This is a genomic window from Mycobacterium noviomagense, assembly GCF_010731635.1.
Taxonomy (GTDB): Bacteria; Actinomycetota; Actinomycetes; order Mycobacteriales; family Mycobacteriaceae; genus Mycobacterium; species Mycobacterium noviomagense.
The window spans coordinates 3,428,185-3,449,070 of sequence record NZ_AP022583.1; the positions used below are offsets into that span (position 1 = coordinate 3,428,185).

General features: G+C 67.6%; 15 protein-coding genes. 13 read left to right on the plus strand and 2 right to left on the minus strand.

Translation table 11 applies throughout. The features are described 5' to 3' along the window. Positions 1-86: 86 nt before the first annotated feature. From mqo to G6N15_RS16245, 9 genes are all read left to right on the plus strand, one after another. Complete coding sequence (mqo, locus tag G6N15_RS16205) at positions 87-1,565, plus strand: malate dehydrogenase (quinone) (RefSeq protein ID WP_083087905.1); 1,479 nt, start codon at positions 87-89, stop codon at positions 1,563-1,565. After that, positions 1,562-2,032 (plus strand): GNAT family N-acetyltransferase, encoded by a 471-nt coding sequence (locus tag G6N15_RS16210; RefSeq protein ID WP_083087983.1) that lies wholly within the window; start codon positions 1,562-1,564, stop codon positions 2,030-2,032. Before mqo ends, G6N15_RS16210 begins: the two co-directional genes overlap by 4 nt. Then, positions 2,029-3,852 (plus strand): VWA domain-containing protein, encoded by a 1,824-nt coding sequence (locus G6N15_RS16215; RefSeq protein WP_083087904.1) that lies wholly within the window; start codon positions 2,029-2,031, stop codon positions 3,850-3,852. The genes G6N15_RS16210 and G6N15_RS16215 overlap by 4 nt, the downstream gene beginning before the upstream one ends. A gap of 19 nt (positions 3,853-3,871) precedes the next feature. Then, positions 3,872-4,486 (plus strand): cob(I)yrinic acid a,c-diamide adenosyltransferase, encoded by a 615-nt coding sequence (cobO, locus tag G6N15_RS16220; RefSeq protein ID WP_083087903.1) that lies wholly within the window; start codon positions 3,872-3,874, stop codon positions 4,484-4,486. Then, positions 4,483-5,850 (plus strand): cobyrinate a,c-diamide synthase, encoded by a 1,368-nt coding sequence (locus tag G6N15_RS16225; protein ID WP_083087902.1) that lies wholly within the window; start codon positions 4,483-4,485, stop codon positions 5,848-5,850. Before cobO ends, G6N15_RS16225 begins: the two co-directional genes overlap by 4 nt. Positions 5,851-6,098: 248 nt before the next feature. Beyond that, complete coding sequence (car, locus tag G6N15_RS16230; protein WP_083087901.1) at positions 6,099-9,623, plus strand: carboxylic acid reductase; 3,525 nt, start codon at positions 6,099-6,101, stop codon at positions 9,621-9,623. Positions 9,624-9,936: 313 nt separating this feature from the next. Then, a complete protein-coding gene (cobA, locus tag G6N15_RS16235; RefSeq protein ID WP_083087900.1) occupies positions 9,937-11,139 on the plus strand; it encodes a uroporphyrinogen-III C-methyltransferase in 1,203 nt (400 codons plus the stop codon). Positions 11,140-11,172: 33 nt separating this feature from the next. Beyond that, the gene (locus G6N15_RS16240) at positions 11,173-12,753 is read left to right on the plus strand and encodes an MFS transporter (RefSeq protein WP_083087899.1); all 1,581 of its coding nucleotides are present in this window, start codon (positions 11,173-11,175) and stop codon (positions 12,751-12,753) included. A 173-nt stretch (positions 12,754-12,926) separates the two neighbouring features. Next, complete coding sequence (locus tag G6N15_RS16245; protein ID WP_083087898.1) at positions 12,927-14,675, plus strand: proline--tRNA ligase; 1,749 nt, start codon at positions 12,927-12,929, stop codon at positions 14,673-14,675. Positions 14,676-14,837: 162 nt separating this feature from the next. Here the strand turns inward: G6N15_RS16245 and G6N15_RS16250 are convergent, their stop codons facing one another. Together G6N15_RS16250 and G6N15_RS16255 are read right to left on the minus strand one after the other, a co-directional pair. Next, on the minus strand, positions 14,838-15,314 hold the full coding sequence (locus G6N15_RS16250) for a ferritin-like domain-containing protein (RefSeq protein WP_232070256.1): 477 nt from the start codon (positions 15,312-15,314) through the stop codon (positions 14,838-14,840). Beyond that, positions 15,311-15,832, minus strand: a complete 522-nt coding sequence (locus G6N15_RS16255) for a hypothetical protein (protein WP_083087896.1) — start codon at positions 15,830-15,832, stop codon at positions 15,311-15,313. Before G6N15_RS16255 ends, G6N15_RS16250 begins: the two co-directional genes overlap by 4 nt. Before the next feature lie 208 nt (positions 15,833-16,040). Here G6N15_RS16255 and rimP point away from each other — a divergent pair, with 208 nt between their 5' ends. The 4 genes from rimP to infB all read left to right on the plus strand — a co-directional run bounded on the left by rimP (position 16,041) and on the right by infB (position 20,880). Further along, complete coding sequence (gene rimP / locus G6N15_RS16260) at positions 16,041-16,574, plus strand: ribosome maturation factor RimP (RefSeq protein ID WP_083087895.1); 534 nt, start codon at positions 16,041-16,043, stop codon at positions 16,572-16,574. Positions 16,575-16,623: 49 nt separating this feature from the next. Beyond that, positions 16,624-17,667, plus strand: coding sequence for a transcription termination factor NusA (gene nusA, locus G6N15_RS16265; RefSeq protein WP_083087894.1), 1,044 nt, complete (start codon positions 16,624-16,626; stop codon positions 17,665-17,667). Between the two features lie 162 nt (positions 17,668-17,829). Then, positions 17,830-18,108, plus strand: coding sequence for a YlxR family protein (locus G6N15_RS16270; RefSeq protein ID WP_372506484.1), 279 nt, complete (start codon positions 17,830-17,832; stop codon positions 18,106-18,108). A 66-nt stretch (positions 18,109-18,174) separates the two neighbouring features. Further along, positions 18,175-20,880, plus strand: a complete 2,706-nt coding sequence (infB, locus tag G6N15_RS16275) for a translation initiation factor IF-2 (protein WP_163748104.1) — start codon at positions 18,175-18,177, stop codon at positions 20,878-20,880. The last annotated feature ends 6 nt before the right edge of the window (positions 20,881-20,886 follow it).

The window sequence follows — 20,886 nt, forward strand, 5'->3', positions numbered from 1 at the left end:
CTGCGAAGTGCCGGTAGGTCCAGCACGCTGGGTGCGGGCTAACCTGAGGACGCCCGCAGCGCAGGTAAGTAAGGAAGAGCGATCTGGTGTCAGAGCCGAACGTCGCCAAGTCCGACGTCGTGCTGGTCGGCGCGGGCATCATGAGCGCCACCCTCGGCGCGCTGTTGCGGCGGCTGGAGCCCGACTGGTCGATCACCCTGGTCGAACGTCTGGGCGGCGTCGCCGCCGAAAGCAGCGACCCGTGGAACAACGCCGGAACCGGGCACTCCGCGCTGTGCGAGCTGTTCTACACGCCGGCCCGTGACGGCTCCATCGACATCGCCAAAGCCGTCCGGGTCAGCGAGCAGTTCCAGGTGACCCGGCAGTTCTGGGCGTATGCGGCCGACAACGGGATCCTGACCGACGTGCGCGGCTTCCTCAACGCGGTGCCGCACGCGGCCTTCGTGCAGGGGGCCGGGCGCGTCGACTATCTGCGGCGGCGCCATCAGGCGTTGGCCGCCAACCCGCTGTTCGCCCGCACCGAGTTCATCGACGACGCCGAGGAGTTCGCCCGCCGGCTACCGTTCATGGCCGCCGAGCGTGACCTCGCGGAACCGGTTGCCTTCACCTGGTCAGCCGACGGGACCGATGTCGACTTCGGCGCGCTGACCAAACAGCTCGTCGGTTTCTGTGTGCGCACCGGCACCGCCGCATGGTTCGGCCACGAGGTGCGCAGCCTGACCCGTCAGCGCGACGGCAGCTGGACGTTGACGATCCGCAACCGCCGTGGCGGAGAAAACCAGAAACTCAACGCGAAATTCGTGTTCGTCGGGGCCGGGGGCCATGCGCTGCCGCTGTTGCAGAAGTCGGGCATCAAAGAGGTGAAGGGCTTCGGCGGGTTCCCGGTCGGTGGGAAGTTTCTGCGCAGCGGCAACCCAGCGCTCACCGCCGCGCATCGGGCCAAGGTATACGGGTTGCCCGCACCCGGGGCGCCGGCGATGACGGCGCCGCACCTGGATCTGCGGATCATCAATAGAAAGCCCTGGCTGCTCTTCGGGCCGTTCGCCGGTTGGTCGCCGAGATTCCTCAAGCACGGCCGCCTCAGCGACCTCGCGCGCTCGGTCAAGCCGGACAACGCGTTGTCGATGCTGCGCGTCGGTGTCGGCCAGCGGCGGCTGGTCAACTATCTGCTCGGCCAACTGGCGTTGTCGCAGCACGCGCGCGTTAATGCCCTGCGCGAATTCGCCCCCAGCGCGGTCGACTCCGACTGGCACACAACGGCCGCCGGGCAGAGGGTGCAGGTGATCCGGCGGGGGAGGCTCGAATTCGACACCACGGTCATCAGCGCCGCCGACGGCAGCATCGCGGGTCTGCTCGGCGCCTCCCCGGGGGCGTCGATCGCGGTGTCGGCGATGCTGGACGTGCTGCAGCGCTGCTTTTCCGACCGGTACCAGTCATGGCTGCCCACGCTCAAGGAGATGGTGCCTTCGCTGGGCACTGAATTGTCCGCTGAGCCAGCGCTTTTCGAGGAGGTATGGTCATGGAGCACCAAGGTGCTACAGCTGGCAACGGCAGCGGGCTCATGACGACCGCACTGCGTCGCGCCTGGGCGAAAGACCTTGACGCGCCGACACTTTACGAACTGCTCAAGCTGAGGGTGGAGGTCTTCGTCGTCGAGCAGGCCTGCCCCTATCCCGAGCTGGACGGTCGCGACCTGCTGGCCGAAACCCGGCACTTCTGGCTGGAAAAGCCCGACGGCGAGGTCATCTCCACACTGCGGCTGATGGAGGAGCACGCCGGGGGAGAAAAGGCGTTCCGCATCGGCCGGCTCTGCACCAAACGCAACGCCCGCGGCCAAGGCCACACCACTCGGCTGCTGCGTGCTGCGCTGGCCGAGGTGGGCGACTATCCGTGCCGGATCAACGCGCAGGCCTACTTGACGGAGATGTATGCGCAGCACGGGTTTGTCCGCGACGGCGACGACTTCGTCGAGGACGGCATCCCTCATGTGCCGATGGTGCGGCCGGGCACCGGGGTGGAGGCCCAGCCGTGAAGCCGTATCCGTTCAGCGCGATCGTCGGGCACGACCAGCTGCGGCTCGCGCTGATCCTGTGCGCCGTGCGCCCGGAAATCGGCGGCGTGCTCATCCGCGGCGAGAAGGGCACCGCCAAGTCGACGGCTGTGCGCGGTTTAGCCGCGTTGCTCTCCGCCGCTTCCGAGGATGCGCGGCTTGTCGAGTTGCCGATCGGCGCCACCGAGGACCGGGTGATCGGCTCACTGGATCTGCAGCGCGTGCTGCGCGACGGCGAGCACGCCTTCTCGCCGGGGCTGCTCGCCCGCGCCCACGGCGGCGTGCTCTACGTGGACGAGGTGAACTTGCTGCACGATCACCTGGTCGACCTGCTGCTCGACGCCGCAGCGATGGGACGGGTGCACATCGAACGCGACGGGATCTCGCATTCGCACGAGGCCCGCTTCCTGCTGATCGGCACAATGAACCCCGAAGAAGGCGAACTGCGTCCGCAACTGCTTGACCGCTTCGGGCTCACCGTCGACGTGCACGCGTCGCGTGACGTCGAGGTGCGCGCCCAGGTCATTCGACAGCGGATGGCCTACGAAGCCGACCCGGACGCTTTCGCCGCGCGCTATGCCGCCGCCGACGCCGAACTGGCTCGCCGCATCGCCACCGCCCGCAAGCTGGTTGCCGGGGTTGTATTGCCGGACAACGAATTACGCCGGATCGCCGCACTGTGCGCGGCTTTCGACGTCGACGGTATGCGCGCCGATTTGGTGGTGGCCCGCACCGCCGCTGCGCATGCTGCCTGGCGCGGCTCCGACACGGTCGACGAACAGGACATCCGAGTGGCGGCCGAGCTGGCGTTACCGCACCGGCGCCGCCGCGACCCGTTCGACGATCCCGGGCTGGACCGTGACCAGCTCGACGCGGCGCTGGCCCAAGCTGGCGCCGACGACCCGGAACCGGATCCCGACCCTGATCCGCCGGGCGGCGGGCAGAGCGTCGACGACCCATTTCCGCAAGGGGATTCGTCTCACTCAGCGCCGCAACACCCGAGACCCAGCGCACCGCCGTCGGCGACCTTTCGTACTCGTGCGCTGACCGTGCCTGGCGTCGGCGCCGGCGCACCGGGGCGTCGTTCCCGAGCCCGGAACGTCTCTGGCGCGGTGGTGGCCGCCACCGACAGCGCTGACGGGCATGGCTTGCACCTCTTCGGCACCGTGCTGGCCGCCGCCGAGCATGCCGGGCGTTCGGGCCAGCTGCGCCCGCAACCTGGCGACGTCCGCCGCGCGATACGCGAAGGCCGCGAAGGCAATTTGGTGATCTTCGTCGTCGACGCATCCGGCTCGATGGCAGCCCGCGACCGGATGGCCGCGGTCAGCGGCGCCACCCTGTCGCTGCTGCGCGACGCCTACCAGCGCCGCGACAAGGTCGCGGTCATCACCTTCCGCGAGCACGGTGCACAGCTGCTGTTGCCGCCGACTTCCTCGGCGCACATCGCCGGTCGACGGTTGGCGCGTTTCGACACCGGCGGCAAAACCCCGCTGGCCGAAGGCTTGCTGGCCGCCCGCGAGCTGGTGGTGCGCGAGAAGGTGCGCGACAGGGCGCGCCGGCCGCTGGTCGTGGTGCTCACCGACGGACGGGCCACCGCCGGAGTGGATCCGTTGGGCCGCAGCCGGTTAGCGGCGGCGCGTCTGGTCGCCGAGGGTGCATCGGCGGTGGTCGTCGACTGTGAGACGTCCTACGTGCGGTTAGGGCTCGCCGAGCAACTAGCTTGGCAGCTTGGAGCGCCCGCGATTCGGCTGGAGCAGTTGCGCGCCGATCATTTGACCCATGCCGTGCGCCGTGTTGCCTGAGCCGGTGGAGTAAACGCTTATGCCACAAGGTCGTCCAGTGCATGTTCCCGGCGACGGGCTGACCACCCGGGCGCGGCGCAACATGCCGGTGCTCGCCGTGCACACCGGCGCCGGCAAAGGAAAGTCGACCGCCGCGTTCGGGATGGCGCTGCGAGCGTGGAACGCCGGTCTGGATATTGCGGTGTTCCAGTTCGTCAAGAGCGCGAAATGGAAAGTCGGCGAGGAGGAGGCGTTTCGCCAACTTGGCCGAGTGCACGACGAACAGGGCATCGGCGGGCCGGTGCAGTGGCACAAGATGGGCGCCGGCTGGTCCTGGTCGCGCAAACCCGGCAGCGTCGACGACCACGCCGCCGCGGCCGCCGACGGCTGGGCCGAGATCGCGCGCCGACTCGCCGCGCAGCAGCACGACTTCTACGTGCTCGACGAATTCACCTATCCGCTCAAGTGGGGGTGGGTCGACGTCGACGATGTGGTCGACACCCTGTTGGCCCGCCCCGGCCGACAGCATGTGGTGATCACCGGCCGTGACGCCCCGCCGCGACTTGTCGAGGCCGCCGATCTGGTGACCGAGATGACCAAGGTCAAGCACCCGATGGATGCCGGCCGCAAAGGCCAGAAGGGCATCGAGTGGTGAGCGTTCCCGCCGTTGTCGTCGCTGCGCCGGCGTCGGGCAGCGGAAAGACCACTGTCGCAACGGGTTTGATCGGGGCGTTGCGTCAGGCGGGCCACCGGGTCGCGGGATTCAAGGTCGGCCCGGACTTCATCGACCCGGGCTATCACGCGCTGGCCTCCGGTCGGGCCGGACGCAACCTGGACCCGGTTCTGGTGGATGAGCAGCTGATCGGCCCGCTGTACGCCCACGGCGCCGCCGGCGCCGACATCGCGGTGGTCGAAGGCGTGATGGGTCTTTTCGACGGTCGCATCGGCCCCGATCCGGCCACACCGGCAGCCGGCTCAACCGCCCACGTCGCCGCCCTACTGGGCGCCCCGGTGATCCTGGTGGTCGACGCGCGGGGCCAAAGTCACAGCATCGCCGCCCTGCTGCATGGCTTTTCGACTTTCGACGCCGCCACCCGTATCGCGGGCGTCGTGCTCAACCGCGTCGGATCGCCCAGGCACGAACAGGTGCTGCGACAGGCTTGCGGGCACGCCGGCATCACGGTATTGGGCGCCATCCCCCGCACCGACCAAATCGAGGTGCCTACTCGGTATCTGGGGCTCGTCACCGCTGCCGAATACGGTCGCCGCGCGCATCAGGCAGTCGAAGCGATGACGGCTTTGATCGCCCGCCATGTCGATGTCGCCGCTGTGGCCGTGGCCGCCGCCAGCCGGGTCGCGGATCCGCCGTGGGACCCCGCGGCCACAATCGGGGCGGTCCAGCACACACCCGTCACCGTCGCCCTGGCAGCGGGAAGGGCGTTCACATTCGGATACGCCGAGCACGCCGAACTGTTGCGGGCCACTGGCGCCGAGGTCGTCGAATTCGACCCGTGCACCGACCCGCTGCCCGAAAACACTGGCGCAGTGGTTATCCCCGGAGGCTTCCCGGAGCAGTTCGCCGCCGAGCTGTCGGCGAACGACGTTGCGCGCCAACAGATCAACATGCTGGCCGCTGCGGGCGTGCCCGTGCATGCCGAATGCGCCGGGCTGACGTATCTGCTCTCCCGCCTCGATGGCTACCCGATGTGCGGCGTGCTGGCCGGGTCGGCGCGGTTCACCGAGCACTTGACGTTGGGTTATCGGGACGCGCTCGCGGTGGCCGATTCGCCATTGTATCGCGCCGGGCAGGTCGTCGTGGGCCACGAATTCCACCGCACCGCAGTCACTTTCACCGGCGGCTACCCGCCGGCGTGGGTGTACCGCGGCAGCGGCGCGGATGCGCCGCAAGACGGGGCCGTGCATGCCGGGGTGCACGCATCGTATCTGCACACCCACCCGGCGGGCACGCTAACCGCGGTGGCCCGCTTCGTCGCGCACGCCGCCCAGCGGAGGCTTTAGATTTAGAGCCCGATGGTGGGGATCCCGCCGCCAAAATCGACGTCGCCACTGACCCGAGTCGGCGGGACCTTGACCTCACGAACCCGGAAACCAGGCCGCTTGCGGCACAGCCGACGACGCAAACCAACAATCGCCCGAACGCCGGACGCCGCTAACAGGCAGGCGCGTAGGCCGAGGTTGGCAGGGGTTCAACTATCGCCGCTAGGGTGGGTTGATCCCAACTCCTTTCCGTTGCAAGGGGGACTGCTGTGTCGACTGATGGTCGTGCCGAATGGCTTGCCCGCCGCGTCGAAGAGCTTTCCGCCACTGACCCACAATTTGCCGCGGCGCAGCCCTCCTCCTCAGTGGCCACGGCCCTAGAGCAGGCGGGGCTGCGCCTGCCGCAGGTCATCCGGACCGTGTTGCAGGGGTACGCAGACCGGCCGGCACTGGGGCAGCGGGTGGTGCAGTTCGTCGAGGATTCCAAGACGGGACGCACTGTGCTCGAACTGCTCCCGCGCTTTGAGACCATCACCTACCGTGTGTTGGGCGAGCGGGTCGACGCGCTGGCGCGCGCCCTGACCGAAGACTTGGTGCAGGTCGGCGACCGGGTCTGCGTGCTGGGCTTTACCAGCGTCGACTACACGACGATCGATGTGGCGCTGGGCCTGATCGGCGCGGTGTCGGTGCCGCTGCAAACCAGCGCGCCGATCACCCAGCTGCAATCGATCGTCGCCGAAACCGAACCCAGCGTGATCGCGGCGAGCGTGGAGTACCTGCCTGATGCCGCCGAGCTGGCTTGCAGCGGGCCCGCGCCGGCCAAGCTGGTGGTGTTTGATTACCGCCCGGAGGTGGACGACCAGTGCGAAACCGTGGAAGCCGTCCGCGAGCGGCTGGCTAATACCGCGGTGCTTGTCGAGACGCTGGCCGATGTGCTGAAGCGCGGAAAGGCGCTGCCGGCCAAGCCGGGAGGCGCACCGAACTCCAGCGACGATGACCCATTGGCGTTGCTGATCTACACCTCTGGTAGCACGGGGGAGCCCAAGGGGGCGATGTACCCGCAAAGCCACGTGGCCAAGATGTGGCGCAGGCGCACGTCGAGCACGAACTGGTTCGGGTTCAGGGCAGGTGCCGCCTCGATCACGTTGAACTTCCTGCCGATGAGCCACGCTTTGGGGCGCGGAACCCTCTACGGCACCCTCGGGAACGGAGGCACCGCCTATTTCGCGGCCAGGAGCGACCTCTCGACGCTGCTGGAGGACCTGCGCCTGGTGCGGCCCACCGAACTGACGTTCGTCCCCCGCATTTGGGAGATGTTGTACGGCGAATACGTCAGCGAGGTGGACCGGCGGGTAGCCGAGGGAGCTGACCGGGAAACCGTCGAAGCTCAAGTGCTGCGCGAGGTGCGCCAGGAGGTGCTGGGCGGGCGGTACGTCTTCGCGATGACCGGCTCGGCGCCCATCTCCAAGGAGCTCAAGGCTTGGGTCGAATCGCTGCTGGAGACGCCGTTGACGGACGGCTACGCCTCCACCGAGAGCGGCATGATTCTGCGGGACGGCCAGGTGCAGCGCCCTCCGGTCATCGACTACAAATTGGTCGACGTCCCAGAGCTGGGCTATTTCAGCACTGACCGACCCTACCCGCGCGGTGAGCTGCTGGTTAAGACCGAGAACATGTTTCCCGGTTACTACAAGCGCCCCGATATCACCGCCAGCGTTTTCGACGCCGACGGCTACTACCGTACCGGCGACGTGTTCGCCCAAGTGGGCCGCGACCGGCTGGTGTATGTGGACCGCCGCAACAACGTGATCAAGCTGGCCCAAGGGGAGTTCGTCACGTTGGCAAAGCTCGAGGCGGTGTTCGACACCAGCCCGCTGGTGCACCAGATCTACGTCTACGGCAACAGCGCCCATCGCTACCTGTTAGCGGTCGTGGTGCCGACCCGAGACGCACTGGCGCGCTTCGACGATCCGTCGACGCTTAGGGCCCGCATCGCTGATTCGCTGCAGGAGGTCGCCAAAACTGCCGGGCTGCAATCCTACGAGGTCCCCCGCGACTTCCTCATCGAAACCACACCGTTTAGCGTGGAGAACGGGTTGCTGACCGGAATCGGCAAGCTGGCCTGGCCCAAGCTCAAGGAGCGCTACGGTGAACGGCTGGAGCAGCTCTACGCCGAGCTGGACCAAGGGCAGGCCAACGAGTTGGCCGAGCTGCGGCGCAGCGGCGCCGACCGGCCGGTGCTGCAAACCATTAGCCGGGCCGCGGCCGCGCTGCTGGGCACCGCCAGGGTGGAGGTGTCCCCTGATGCGCACTTCACCGACCTGGGTGGCGACTCACTGGCGGCGTTGACGTTCGCCAACCTGCTGCGCGAGATCTTCGGCGTCGACGTGCCGGTGGGGGTCATCGTCAGCCCGGCCACCGACCTGCAGGCGATCGCCGACTACATCCAGGCCGAGCGCCAGGGCGTCAAACGGCCCACATTTGTCGCCGTGCATGGTCGCAGCGCGACGAAGGTGCACGCGGGTGATCTGACGCTGGACACGTTCCTCGATGGGGCCACGCTGAGCGCGGCGACGAACCTGCCGAAGCCCACCACCGAGGTGCGCACCGTGTTACTGACCGGCGCGACCGGCTTTTTGGGCCGCTACCTGGCGCTGGAATGGCTTGAGCGGATGGACTTGGTCGACGGCACGGTGACAGCTCTGGTGCGCGCGAAATCCGACGAGGAGGCCCGGGCCCGGCTCGACAAAACCTTCGACAGCGGCGACCCCAGGCTACTGGCGCGCTACCAAGAGTTAGCCGCCGAGCACCTGGAGGTCATCGCCGGCGACAAGGGCGAGCCAAACGTGGGCCTGGACCGGCAGACCTGGCAGCGGCTGGCCGACACGGTCGACGTGATCGCGGACCCCGCGGCGCTGGTCAACCATGTGCTGCCTTACAGCGAGCTGTTCGGTCCCAACACCCTCGGTACCGCCGAGCTGATCAGGCTCGCGCTGACGACCAAGCTCAAGCCGTACACCTACGTGTCGACGATCGGGGTGGGCGATCAGGTCGAGCCCGCGAAGTTCACTGAGGACGCCGACATCCGGAAGATCAGCCCGACTCGCGAGATCAACGACAGCTACGCCAACGGCTACGGCATCAGCAAGTGGGCCGGCGAAGTGTTGCTGCGCGAGGCTCATGATCTGTGCGGCTTGCCGGTCACGGTGTTCCGCTGCTCCATGATCATGGCCGACACAACCTACAAGGGACAACTCAACCTGCCTGACATGTTCACCCGGCTGATGCTGAGCCTGGCCGCCACCGGCATCGCACCATTCTCGTTCTACGAGCTCGACGCCGACGGCAACCGGCAACGTGCCCACTACGACGGCCTGCCGGTGGAGTTCATCGCCGAGGCCATCGCCACGCTGGGTGCTCAGAACGTGGAAACGTTTCAGACCTACCATGTGATGAACCCGCACGACGACGGCATCGGGCTCGATGAATTCGTCGACTGGCTCATCGACGCCGGCTATCCCCTTCAGCGCATAGGTGACTACGCCGAGTGGCTGCACCGCTTCGAAACCGTGCTGCGCGGATTGCCCGATCGGCAGCGCCAATACTCCTTACTGCCGCTGCTGCACAACTACCAAAAACCTCAAACACCGCTACGCGGATCAATGGCACCCACCGACCGCTTCCGCGCCGCAGTGCAAGAAGCGAAAATCGGCCCAGCCAAAGACATCCCACACATCTCGCCGGCGATCATCGTCAAATACGTCACCGACCTACAGCTACTCGGACTGCTCTAAATCTAAACACCGGTCAGGGGGCCGATCATCCTCGACTCAAGAAAGCGTCGTCCCCATCCAGCGCCGCAGATCCAGCAGTTGCGGGCAAGCTGGTCCATCGAATACGCCCAATTACAATGGTGTCACCGTCGGCAACTAACCGGATAAGGTCGTGGGTGCAGGGCCGCGTGGATGGGCAGCACATTGACTGCGCACGCAAGCGACCGGACGTCAGGATGAAACGTCACATTGAGTTCCTATTCGACTTCGGCGCTCAGCCGGTGAGTGTCGGTGTCCGCTGCGCCGCGCTTGCGATCGCCACTAAACTCGCCGGGTGACGACCCCCGAGAACGCCTACCTGGTCGGTTTGCGGCTGGCTGGCAAGAAGGTCGTCGTCGTCGGCGGCGGCACCGTTGCTCAACGCCGCCTTCCCCTGCTCATCGCCAGCGGTGCCAACGTGCACGTCATCACCCGCAGCGCCACCCGCGCCGTCGAAGCGATGAGTGGAATCACCTTGGCGCTTCGCGATTATCGCGACGGCGACCTCGACGGAGCCTGGTACGCGATCGCGGCCACCGATGACCCGGCCGTCAACGCCGCCGTCGTTGCCGAGGCTGAGCGCCGGCACATCTTCTGTGTGCGCGCCGACATCGCCGTCGAAGGCACCGCAGTCACGCCGGCGACATTCGAATACGCCGGCCTGTCGGTGGGCGTCTTGGCCGGAGGTGAGCACCGCCGCTCGGCAGCGATCCGCTCGGCCATCCGCGAAGCCCTGCAACAGGGCATCATCACCGCCGACACCGACGACGTCGTGCCGGGCGGAGTGGCGCTGGTCGGTGGTGGGCCCGGCGACCCGGAACTGATCACCGTGCGCGGCCGGCGCCTGCTCGCCCAAGCCGACGTGGTCGTCGCCGACCGGCTGGCGCCGCCGGAGCTACTTGCCGAGCTGCCCCCGCACGTGGAGGTGATCGACGCCGCCAAGATCCCGTACGGGCGGGCCATGGCCCAAGACGCGATCAACGCCGTCATGATCGAGCGGGCCAAGGCCGGCCACTTTGTCGTGCGCCTCAAAGGCGGTGACCCGTTCGTCTTCGCCCGCGGCTACGAAGAACTGCTGGCGTGCGCCGACGCCGGAATCCCGGTGACGGTGGTGCCGGGTGTGACAAGTGCCACAGCGGTTCCGGCGCTGGCGGGCGTTCCGGTCACCCACCGGGCCGTCTGCCACGAATTTGTCGTGGTCAGCGGCCATATTGAGCCCGGGCATCCCGAATCGTTAGTGAATTGGGATGCATTAGCGGCCATGACGGGCACCATTGTTTTGCTGATGGCGGTGGAGCGCGTCGAGCAATTCAGCGACGTCCTATTAAAAGGCGGCCGACCAGCGGATACGCCGGTGCTGGTGGTTCAGCACGGCACGACGGCCGCGCAGCGGACGTTGCGGGCGACATTGGCCGACGCGCCGGAGAAGATTCGCGCCGAGGGAATTCGCCCTCCGGCAGTGATCGTCATCGGTGCAGTGGCGGCTTTCGGCGCTTAAGCGATTCTTAAGAATACTGTAGGGTAGCTCCTTATGACGGCTCTCAACGATGCAGAGCGGGCAGTCCGGCACGCCATGACAGAAGTCCCGAAACGGGTGGTGCCGATGCGCTCCGGACAGGAAGCTTTGGACCGTACGAGCAGGTATTCCCCGATGTGGTCGCCGTCGTGGCGGTTCGTCGCCGCGGTTATCGCGATCGGCGGCATGCAGTTGATGGCGACCATGGACGGCACCATCGCGATCGTCGCGCTTCCCAAGATTCAGAACGACCTGAGCCTGTCCGACGCCGGGCGAAGTTGGGTGATCACCGCCTATGTGCTGACCTTCGGCGGGTTGATGCTGCTTGGTGGTCGTCTCGGCGACACCATAGGCCGCAAGCGCACCTTCCTCGTCGGTGTCGCGCTGTTCACGATCGCCTCGGCGTTGTGCGGCATCGCCTGGGACGAGGCGACCTTGGTCATCGCCCGGCTGTTGCAAGGCATCGGCGCGGCCATCGCCTCGCCGACCGCTCTGGCGCTTATCGCCACCACCTTCCCGAAGGGCCCGTCACGCAACGCCGCGACCGCGGTGTTCGGCGCGATGACCGGCGTCGGCTCGGTGATGGGCTTGGTCGTCGGTGGGGCGCTCACCGAGGTGTCGTGGCGACTGGCGTTTTTGGTCAACGTGCCGATCGGGCTGGTCATGCTCTACCTGGCCCGCATCACGCTGCGGGAAACCTCGAAGGAGCGGATGAAGCTCGACGCGATGGGAGCCGTGCTGGCCACGGTGGTGTGCACCGCAGCGGTGTTCGGGTTCTCGATGGGCCCCGAAAAGGGCTGGATTTCCACAATCACCATCGGTTCCGGTGTGGTGGCGGTGGCCGCGTTCATCGCGTTCGCCATCGTCGAGCGCACGGCCGAGAACCCGATAGTGCCTTTCGACCTGTTCTTCGACCGCAACCGGCTGGCCACCTTTGCGGCCATCTTCCTGGCCGGTGGCGTGCTGTTCACGCTGACCGTGCTGATCGGCCTGTATGTGCAGGACATCATGGGCTACAGCGCCCTTCGCGCCGGCATCGGCTTCATCCCGTTCGCCATCGCGATGGGCATCGGCTTGGGCGCGTCGTCGCAGCTGGTGTCGTGGTTCCCGCCCCGCGTGGTGGTCATCGCCGGCGGTGTGCTGGTCCTCGGGGCGATGCTTTACGGCTCGACCATGAGCGGGAACATGCCGTACTTCCCCAATCTCGTGATGCCGATCGTCGTCGGCGGGATCGGGATCGGCCTGATCGTCGTCCCGCTGGCGTTGTCGGCGATCGCCGGCGTCGGGTTCGACCGTATCGGGCCCACCTCGGCGATCGTGCTGATGCTGCAGAACTTGGGCGGGCCCGTGGTGCTGGCGATCATCCAGGCCGTCATCACGTCTCGCACCCTGTACCTGGGCGGCACCACCGGCCCGGTGAAGTACATGAACGCCGCGCAATTGCATGCGCTTGACCATGGCTACACCTACGGGCTGCTGTGGGTGGCCGGGGTGGCGGTCATCGTCGGCGGCGCGGCTCTGCTGATCGGCTACTCCGCCGCACAGGTAGCGCACGCGCAAGAGGTCAAAGACGCCCTGGAGGCCGGAGAGCTGTAAGCCGACGGCTGACGTAGTCCCATCGAGACTGCGCTCACGGCGCGCTTGAGGGCGAAATCCACGCAGTCACCGCCGTCTCGGCGCTATGGCCGCAGTCTGGCTGGGGGCGCCGTCAGCCGACGTCCGCTAGGCACCGCCGGGAAGCGCCCCAAGCTTGGCTAGGCTTGCGCGCTGTGATCACCCGGATGTCCGAGCTGTTCTTGCGCACGCTGCGTGACGATCCCGCTGACGCCGAAGTCCCCAGCCACAAGCTGCTGATCCGCGCCGGCTACATCCGGCCGGTCGGCCCCGGCCTGTACAGCTGGCTGCCGCTGGGCCTACGGGTGCTGCGCAAGATCGAGTGTGTCGTCCGCGAAGAGATGAACGCGATCGGCGGCCAGGAGATCCTGTTCCCCGCGCTGCTGCCGCGAGCCCCATACGAGGCGACAAACCGGTGGACCGAGTACGGGGACAGCGTGTTTCGCCTCAAAGACCGCCGCGGCAACGACTATCTGCTCGGCCCGACGCACGAAGAGCTGTTCACGCTGACGGTCAAAGGCGAATACAGCTCCTACAAAGACTTCCCGTTGGTGCTCTACCAGATCCAGAACAAGTACCGCGACGAGCCCCGCCCTCGCGCCGGCATCCTGCGCGTCCGCGAGTTTCTGATGAAAGACTCCTACTCCTTCGACACCGACGACGCCGGACTCAAGGCCGCCTACCACGCGCACCGCGAGGCCTACCGGCGCATGTTCGACCGGTTGCGGGTGCGCTACGTCATCGTGTCGGCGGTATCAGGAGCGATGGGCGGCAGCGCGTCGGAGGAGTTTTTGGCCGAAAGCCCCGTCGGCGAGGACACGTTCGTGCGCTGCCTGGAATCCGGGTACGCCGCCAACGTCGAGGCCGTGGTCACCGCGCGCCCGGAATCGTTGCCCATCGACGGGCTGCCCGAGGCGGTGGTCTACGACACCGGCGATACCCCGACCATCGCCACCCTGGTCAAGTGGGCCAACGGCGCCGACCTGGGCCGCACCGTCACCGCCGCCGACACCCTGAAAAACGTGATGCTCAAGGTGCGCGAGCCGGGCGGGGATTGGGAGCTGCTGGGCATCGGGCTGCCCGGTGACCGCGAGGTCGACGACCGCCGGCTGGGCGCTGCGCTGGACCCGGCAGAATACAAGCTGCTCGACGACGACGACTTCGCGAAGTACCCCTTTCTGGTGAAGGGCTATATCGGGCCGAAAGCATTGCGCGACAATGGGATTCGCTATCTCGTCGACCCCCGCATCGTTGACGGCACCAGTTGGATCACCGGAGCCGACGAGCTCGGCAAGCATGTCGTCGGACTGGTGGCCGGCCGTGACTTCACCGCCGACGGCACCATCGAGGCCGCCGAGGTGCGCGACGGCGATCCGTCTCCCGACGGCGCCGGGCCGCTGGTGTCCGCGCGCGGCATCGAGATCGGCCACATCTTCCAGCTCGGCCGCAAATACACCGACGCGTTCACGGCCGATGTGCTCGGCGAAGACGGCAAGCCCGTGCGGCTGACCATGGGCTCCTATGGCGTCGGGGTGTCCCGGCTCGTGGCCGTCATCGCCGAACAGCACCACGACGAGCTGGGCCTGCGCTGGCCCTCCAGCGTTTCGCCCTTCGGCGTGCACCTGGTGATCGCCAACAAGGATGCCGAGGCCCGCGCGGGAGCGACGAGCCTGGCCGCTGACCTTGACCGGTTGGGCGTCGAAGTGCTGCTCGACGACCGCCAGGCGTCGCCCGGCGTGAAATTCAAGGACGCCGAACTGCTCGGCGTGCCATGGATCGTGGTGGTGGGCCGAGGGTGGGCCGATGGCGTGGTGGAGCTGCGCAACCGCTTCAGCGGCCAAACCCGCGAGCTCGCGGTGGGTGTCTCGCTGGCCACCGAAATCACCGCGGCGATATCCGGCTGACCGCGGCGCGTCGTCGAGTCTGCGGCTGTGGCTCCGAGCCTGCGTCTGTGGCGGGTTAGCGGCGGCGGCCCGCGCCATAGCCGCAGTTTCGACGCCGTGAGCGCACTCGATGCAGTAAACGCAGACTCGATGCAGTGAGCGCGGGCTCCGTGGCTAGCCCGCCTACTCGCTGCCACCAGGGAATGCCATGGTCATCGGCCAGGCGCCCAGCACGCGGTTCCACCGGGCAGCCATCACCGCGCTTTGCGTCAGCGCCGTCACAGCGAATGACCGGCGATCCGGCGCTTTCGCCTGCTCGACCACAGCGCGCCATGCGACCGCGGCATCGTTTTCCATCCGCACCGCCAAGCGCGCGGCATCATTCGCGTTGTTCACCGGGAAGGGCAGCTGATAGCCGGCAGCGGCGACAGGACCGGTGACCGAACGGGCCGCCAGCATCGCGATCACCGCATCGCGACGGCGGCGATGCTGGCTCAGCGCCTCCGCGACCATCGCGTTGAGATCCGGCATGGTATGCGCCGACACGATGCCGTAGCCGTACACGACCGAATGCTCGGTGACCAGCGCGTCGCACAGGGCGGCGTCCTCGGGGTCGCCCGGCCGGGCCGATGTGGTCGGGGTCGGTTCGGTCGAGGTCACGGCGTCGACCCTTTCGGCACCAGCGCCACGGTATAGGCCGCGGTACATGCGGCGGCGATCGATGCCAGCAGCCCGGCACGATAACCCGACGACGCGATCGCCAGTCCGGTGGCGGAATCGGCGGATGTCCGCAGCGAGTTGACCACGTCGGCCAGCGACGGCGGCGGCGCCGCAGCCGCGCTGGGAGTCGGGCTGGCGGAAGTGCTCGAGGTGCTCGAGGTGGTCGAGGTCCGCCCGGTGACCCGCTGGATCTCGGTGTCCAGCTCCACCGCATGCCGGGAACGCTCCGCCGCGACTTCTTGCAGCGCGGCAGTCATTTGCGGCGATTCACCCCCGGCGGCCGCTGCGGCGGCCAACTCGCTGTCGTGCCGCGCCAGCTTCAACTGCGATTCCAGATCATCGACATTAGGAGGTGGCGGTGGGGAACTGCACGCCGACCCAACCAGTGCGACCGCGGCAAGAGCGGCGCCGCCAACCAAGACGCGTCTCCTGGTGACGTCCGGGGCTGCGCTTGGCACAGCAACATCCTGCCATTGCTCGTCGTTCGCGAAGACGCCGGAGGAGTCGTGGTCCGGCGGCTGCGATCGCGGCTGAGATGCGTTTCCTGGCGTATCGTTGGTGCTGATTCCCCAGGAACGCCAACTGAAGCGCGCCGGAGGGTCGCCGGAGCTGTCCCACCGGTGACATCCAGCCGATGGCCGGACAACTCAAGATGAGGAGCTCGCCGTGACCACGGGGCTGCCTTCGCAGAATGAGGTGATCGAGCTACTCGATGGAGAGTTCGCGCGCGCCGGTTACGAAATCGAAGACGTGCTCATCGACGCGCGACGCCGCCCGCCCCGGATCGCGATCATCGCCGACGGCGACAAACCGCTTGACCTGGACACGATCACTTCGCTGTCGCAGACCGCATCGAGGTTGCTGGACGGGGTCCAAAGCATCCGAGGTCAGTACGTCCTCGAGGTCAGTTCGCCCGGTGTCGAACGGCCGCTGACCAGCGAGAAACACTTCCGGCGCGCGCGGGGCCGCAAGGTTCAGGTGGCCTTGACAGACGGCTCGCAGTTGCTCGGGCGGGTCGGCGAGACGCAGGACGGCACGGTCATGCTCGTGGTCCGCGACGACCGGGGCCGCGACTGGACGGTGCGCGACGTTCCACTGAATGAGATCGCGAAAGCCGTTGTGCAGGTTGAGTTTTCGCCGCCCACCCAACGAGAGTTGGAGCTGGCGACTTCGGGCGCGGGAACGGAGGCCGGGACATGAACCGCGCCAGCGACGATGCAGAGCGCGGCCATGAGGAGGAGCGGCGCTGATGAACATCGACATGGCCGCGCTGCACGCGATCGAGGCGGACAAGGGCATCTCGGTGGACGTCGTGGTCGACACCATCAAATCCGCGCTGCTCACCGCCTACCGGCACACCGAAGGGCACCAGCCCGACGCGCGCATCGACATCGACCGCAAAACCGGTGTGGTGCGGGTAATCGCCCGCGAGACCGACGAGGACGGCAACGTCATCAGCGAATGGGACGACACGCCTGAGGGATTCGGGCGGATCGCGGCGACCACCGCCCGCCAGGTCATTCTGCAACGGCTGCGTGACGCCGAGAACGAGCGCAACTATGGCGAGTTCTCCACCCGAGAAGGTGAGATCGTCGCCGGCGTGATTCAGCGCGACAGTCGCGCCAATGCTCGCGGTCTGGTCGTGGTGCGGCTAGGCAGTGAAACCAAGGGCTCTGAGGGTGTCATCCCGGCCGCCGAACAGGTTCCCGGCGAGACCTACGAGCACGGCAACCGGCTGCGCTGCTATGTGGTCGGGGTGGCCCGGGGGGCCCGCGAGCCGGTGATCACGTTGTCGCGCACCCACCCCAACCTGGTGCGCAAGCTGTTCTCGCTGGAAGTTCCCGAAATCGCCGACGGGTCGGTGGAGATTGTCGCGGTCGCCCGTGAAGCCGGCCACCGCTCGAAGATCGCCGTGCGGTCGAACGTTCCGGGGCTGAACGCCAAGGGCGCCTGCATCGGCCCGATGGGCCAGCGGGTGCGCAATGTGATGAGCGAGCTGTCCGGGGAAAAGATCGACATCATCGACTACGACGAGGATCCGGCCCGTTTCGTCGCCAATGCGTTGTCGCCGGCGAAGGTGGTCTCGGTGTCGGTGATCGACGAGGCAGCGCGGGCCGCCCGAGTGGTGGTGCCCGATTTTCAGTTGTCGCTGGCGATCGGCAAGGAAGGGCAAAACGCCAGGCTGGCGGCGCGGCTCACCGGCTGGCGAATCGACATCCGCGGCGACACGCCGGCGCATCCGGCAAGTCAGCCCGACCACGGCGCCACTCACGGGATGGCGCACGACCGCTGAGCCCGATCGCCGTCCGGGTTGATCTCCCGGGTGGTTCAGAGCCTGCCCGCGGTGGCGGTAGACTGTGTCGTGATCCAGCGCGAGACTTCGGGGACAGATGCACGTGCGCATCGGCGCACCGATGGACCGGTGCGCACATGCGTCGGTTGCCGAAAGCGAGAGTTGGCCGTCGAACTGCTTCGCGTGGTAGCTGTGACGGACGGGAACGGCAAATACGCCGTGATCGTTGACCCAGCAGGTACCTTTCCGGGGCGAGGTGCGTGGCTGCATCCCGTTCCGCAATGCGCGCGGGAAGCGATCCGGCGGCGAGCTTTCGCCCGAGCGCTGCGCATCGCCGGTTCACCGGACACCTCCGCGGTGGTCGAGTATTTCGAGTCGCTCGACACACCCGGCAACAGAACAGGTAGCAAAGAACATGAGTACACCGTGAAGTCCCGATGACCATGCGTCGTAGCTAAACCCGAGGCGCGGCCCACCACCGCTGTCGCCTCATGGACAGGAGAAGTAGTGGCAGGTAAGGCCCGCGTACACGAGTTGGCCAAGGAACTCGGTGTTACCAGTAAGGAAGTTCTCGCCCGGCTAAGCGAGCAGGGCGAATTCGTCAAATCAGCGTCGTCGACGGTGGAAGCGCCCGTCGCGCGTCGGCTGCGTGAATCGTTCGGCGGCGGGAAAGCCGCAGCGGCGAAGGCCGCAGATGGTGCCGCCAAGGCCGGTGGCAACGGCGAAGCGACCGCTGCCAAGCGCGCTGGCTCCGACGGCGCAGTGGCCACGGAGGCCAAAACCGCCGCACCCAAGCCGGCCGAGCCGGCCGCCGCCGAGCCGCCCGCAGCCCCCGCAGCGTCTGCGGCGCCGCCCGTCGAGCAGCCGCCCGCCCCGACGCGTCCCGGGCCGACCCCGGGCCCGCGCCCCAGCCCCGGCCCGAAGCCCGGCATCCGCACGCCACGCGTCGGCAACAACCCGTTCTCGACGGCACAACCCGTCGAGCGTCCGATCCCGCGTCCGCAGGTTCCCCGTCCCGGCATCCCGCGGCCAGGAGCACCGCGTCCCGGCATGTCGCCGGGCAGCATGCCCCCACGCCCCGGTGGTCCCGCTGGCCCTGCTGGTGTACAGGGCCGTCCGCCCCGTCCGGGCGCGCCGCGGCCCGCGCCGGGTGGTCGCCCGGGTGCTCCGACCGGTGGCCGTGCCGGCGGGGGCGGCGGCCCGTACCGCGGCGGCGGCGGTGGGGTCGGTGCCCCGCCTGCCGGCGGCTTCCGTGGCCGTCCGGGCGGTGGTGGCCGGCCCGGGCAGCGCGGCGGTGCTGCCGGCGCGTTCGGTCGTCCCGGTGGCGCCCCCAAGCGTGGCCGCAAGTCGAAGCGGCAGAAGCGCCAGGAATACGACTCGATGCAGGCGCCGGTCGTCGGCGGCGTGCGGCTGCCGCACGGCAACGGTGAGACGATCCGGCTGGCCCGCGGGGCGTCGCTGTCCGATTTCGCCGAGAAGATCGACGCGAACCCGGCAGCGCTGGTGCAGGCGCTGTTCAACCTCGGTGAGATGGTGACGGCCACCCAGTCGGTCGGCGACGAGACGCTGGAGCTCCTGGGCAGCGAGATGAACTACAACGTCCAGGTTGTCAGCCCCGAGGACGAAGACCGGGAGCTGTTGGAGTCCTTCGACCTGACCTACGGCGAGGACGAAGGCACCGAGGAAGACCTGCAGATCCGCCCGCCGGTCGTCACGGTCATGGGCCATGTCGACCACGGGAAAACCCGACTGCTGGACACCATCCGCCAGACCAACGTCCGCGAGGCCGAGGCCGGCGGCATCACCCAGCACATCGGTGCCTACCAGGTCGCCGTCGAGCACGACGGCATCGAGCGGCCGATCACCTTCATCGACACCCCCGGTCACGAGGCGTTCACCGCCATGCGTGCCCGCGGTGCCAAGGCCACCGACATCGCGATCCTTGTGGTCGCCGCGGACGACGGCGTGATGCCGCAGACGGTGGAGGCGATCAACCACGCGCAGGCCGCCGACGTGCCGATCGTGGTGGCGGTCAACAAGATCGACAAGGAGGGCGCGGACCCAGCCAAGATCCGCGGTCAGCTCACCGAATATGGTTTGGTGCCAGAGGAATTCGGCGGCGACACCATGTTCGTCGACATCTCCGCGAAGCAGGGCACCAACATCGAGCAGCTGCTCGAGGCGGTGCTGCTGACCGCCGACGCCGCCCTGGACCTGCGCGCCAACCCCGAGATGGAAGCCCAGGGTGTGGTGATCGAGGCGCAGCTGGACCGCGGCCGCGGGCCGGTGGCCACCGTGCTGGTGCAGCGCGGCACGCTGCACGTCGGCGACTCCGTGGTCGCCGGCGACGCCTACGGCCGAGTGCGCCGCATGGTCGACGAGCACGGCGAGGACGTCGAGGCGGCGCTGCCGTCGCGGCCGGTGCAGGTCATCGGGTTCACGTCGGTGCCCGGCGCCGGTGACAACTTCCTCGTCGTCGACGAGGACCGCATCGCCCGCCAGATCGCTGACCGCCGCAGCGCCCGCAAGCGCAACGCGCTGGCCGCGCGGACCCGCAAGCGGATCAGCCTGGAAGACCTGGACTCGGCGCTGAAGGAAACCAGCCAGCTGAACCTGATCCTCAAGGGCGACAACGCCGGTACCGTCGAAGCGCTGGAAGAGGCGCTGATGGGCATCCAGGTCGACGACGAGGTGGCGCTGCGGGTCATCGACCGTGGTGTCGGTGCGATCACCGAGACCAACGTCAACCTGGCCTCGGCGTCGGATGCGATCATCATCGGCTTCAACGTGCGCGCCGAGGGCAAGGCCACCGAGCTGGCCAACCGCGAAGGCGTCGAGATTCGCTACTACTCAGTGATCTACCAGGCAATCGACGACATCGAGAAGGCGCTGCGCGGGCTGCTCAAGCCGATCTACGAAGAGGTCCAGCTGGGCCGGGCCGAAGTGCGGGCGTTGTTCCGTAGCTCGAAGGTCGGGCTTATTGCCGGTTGCCTGGTCACGTCGGGCAGCGTGCGCCGCAACAGCAAGGCCCGGTTGCTGCGCGACAACATCGTCGTCACCGAGAACCTCACGATCCAGTCGCTGCGGCGGGAGAAAGACGACGTCACCGAAGTCCGCGACGGCTACGAATGCGGTCTGACCCTGGGCTACGCCGACATCAAGGAAGGCGACGTCATCGAAACCTACGAACTGGTCCAAAAAGAACGGGGGTAGGAACGT

Coding starts and splice junctions, on each gene's coding strand:
- nusA (WP_083087894.1), top strand. CDS start 16,624: ATGAACATCGACATGGCCGCGCTGCACGCGATCGAGGCGGACAAGGGC.
- G6N15_RS16210 (WP_083087983.1), top strand. CDS start 1,562: ATGACGACCGCACTGCGTCGCGCCTGGGCGAAAGACCTTGACGCGCCG.
- G6N15_RS16240 (WP_083087899.1), top strand. CDS start 11,173: ATGACGGCTCTCAACGATGCAGAGCGGGCAGTCCGGCACGCCATGACA.
- cobO (WP_083087903.1), top strand. CDS start 3,872: ATGCCACAAGGTCGTCCAGTGCATGTTCCCGGCGACGGGCTGACCACC.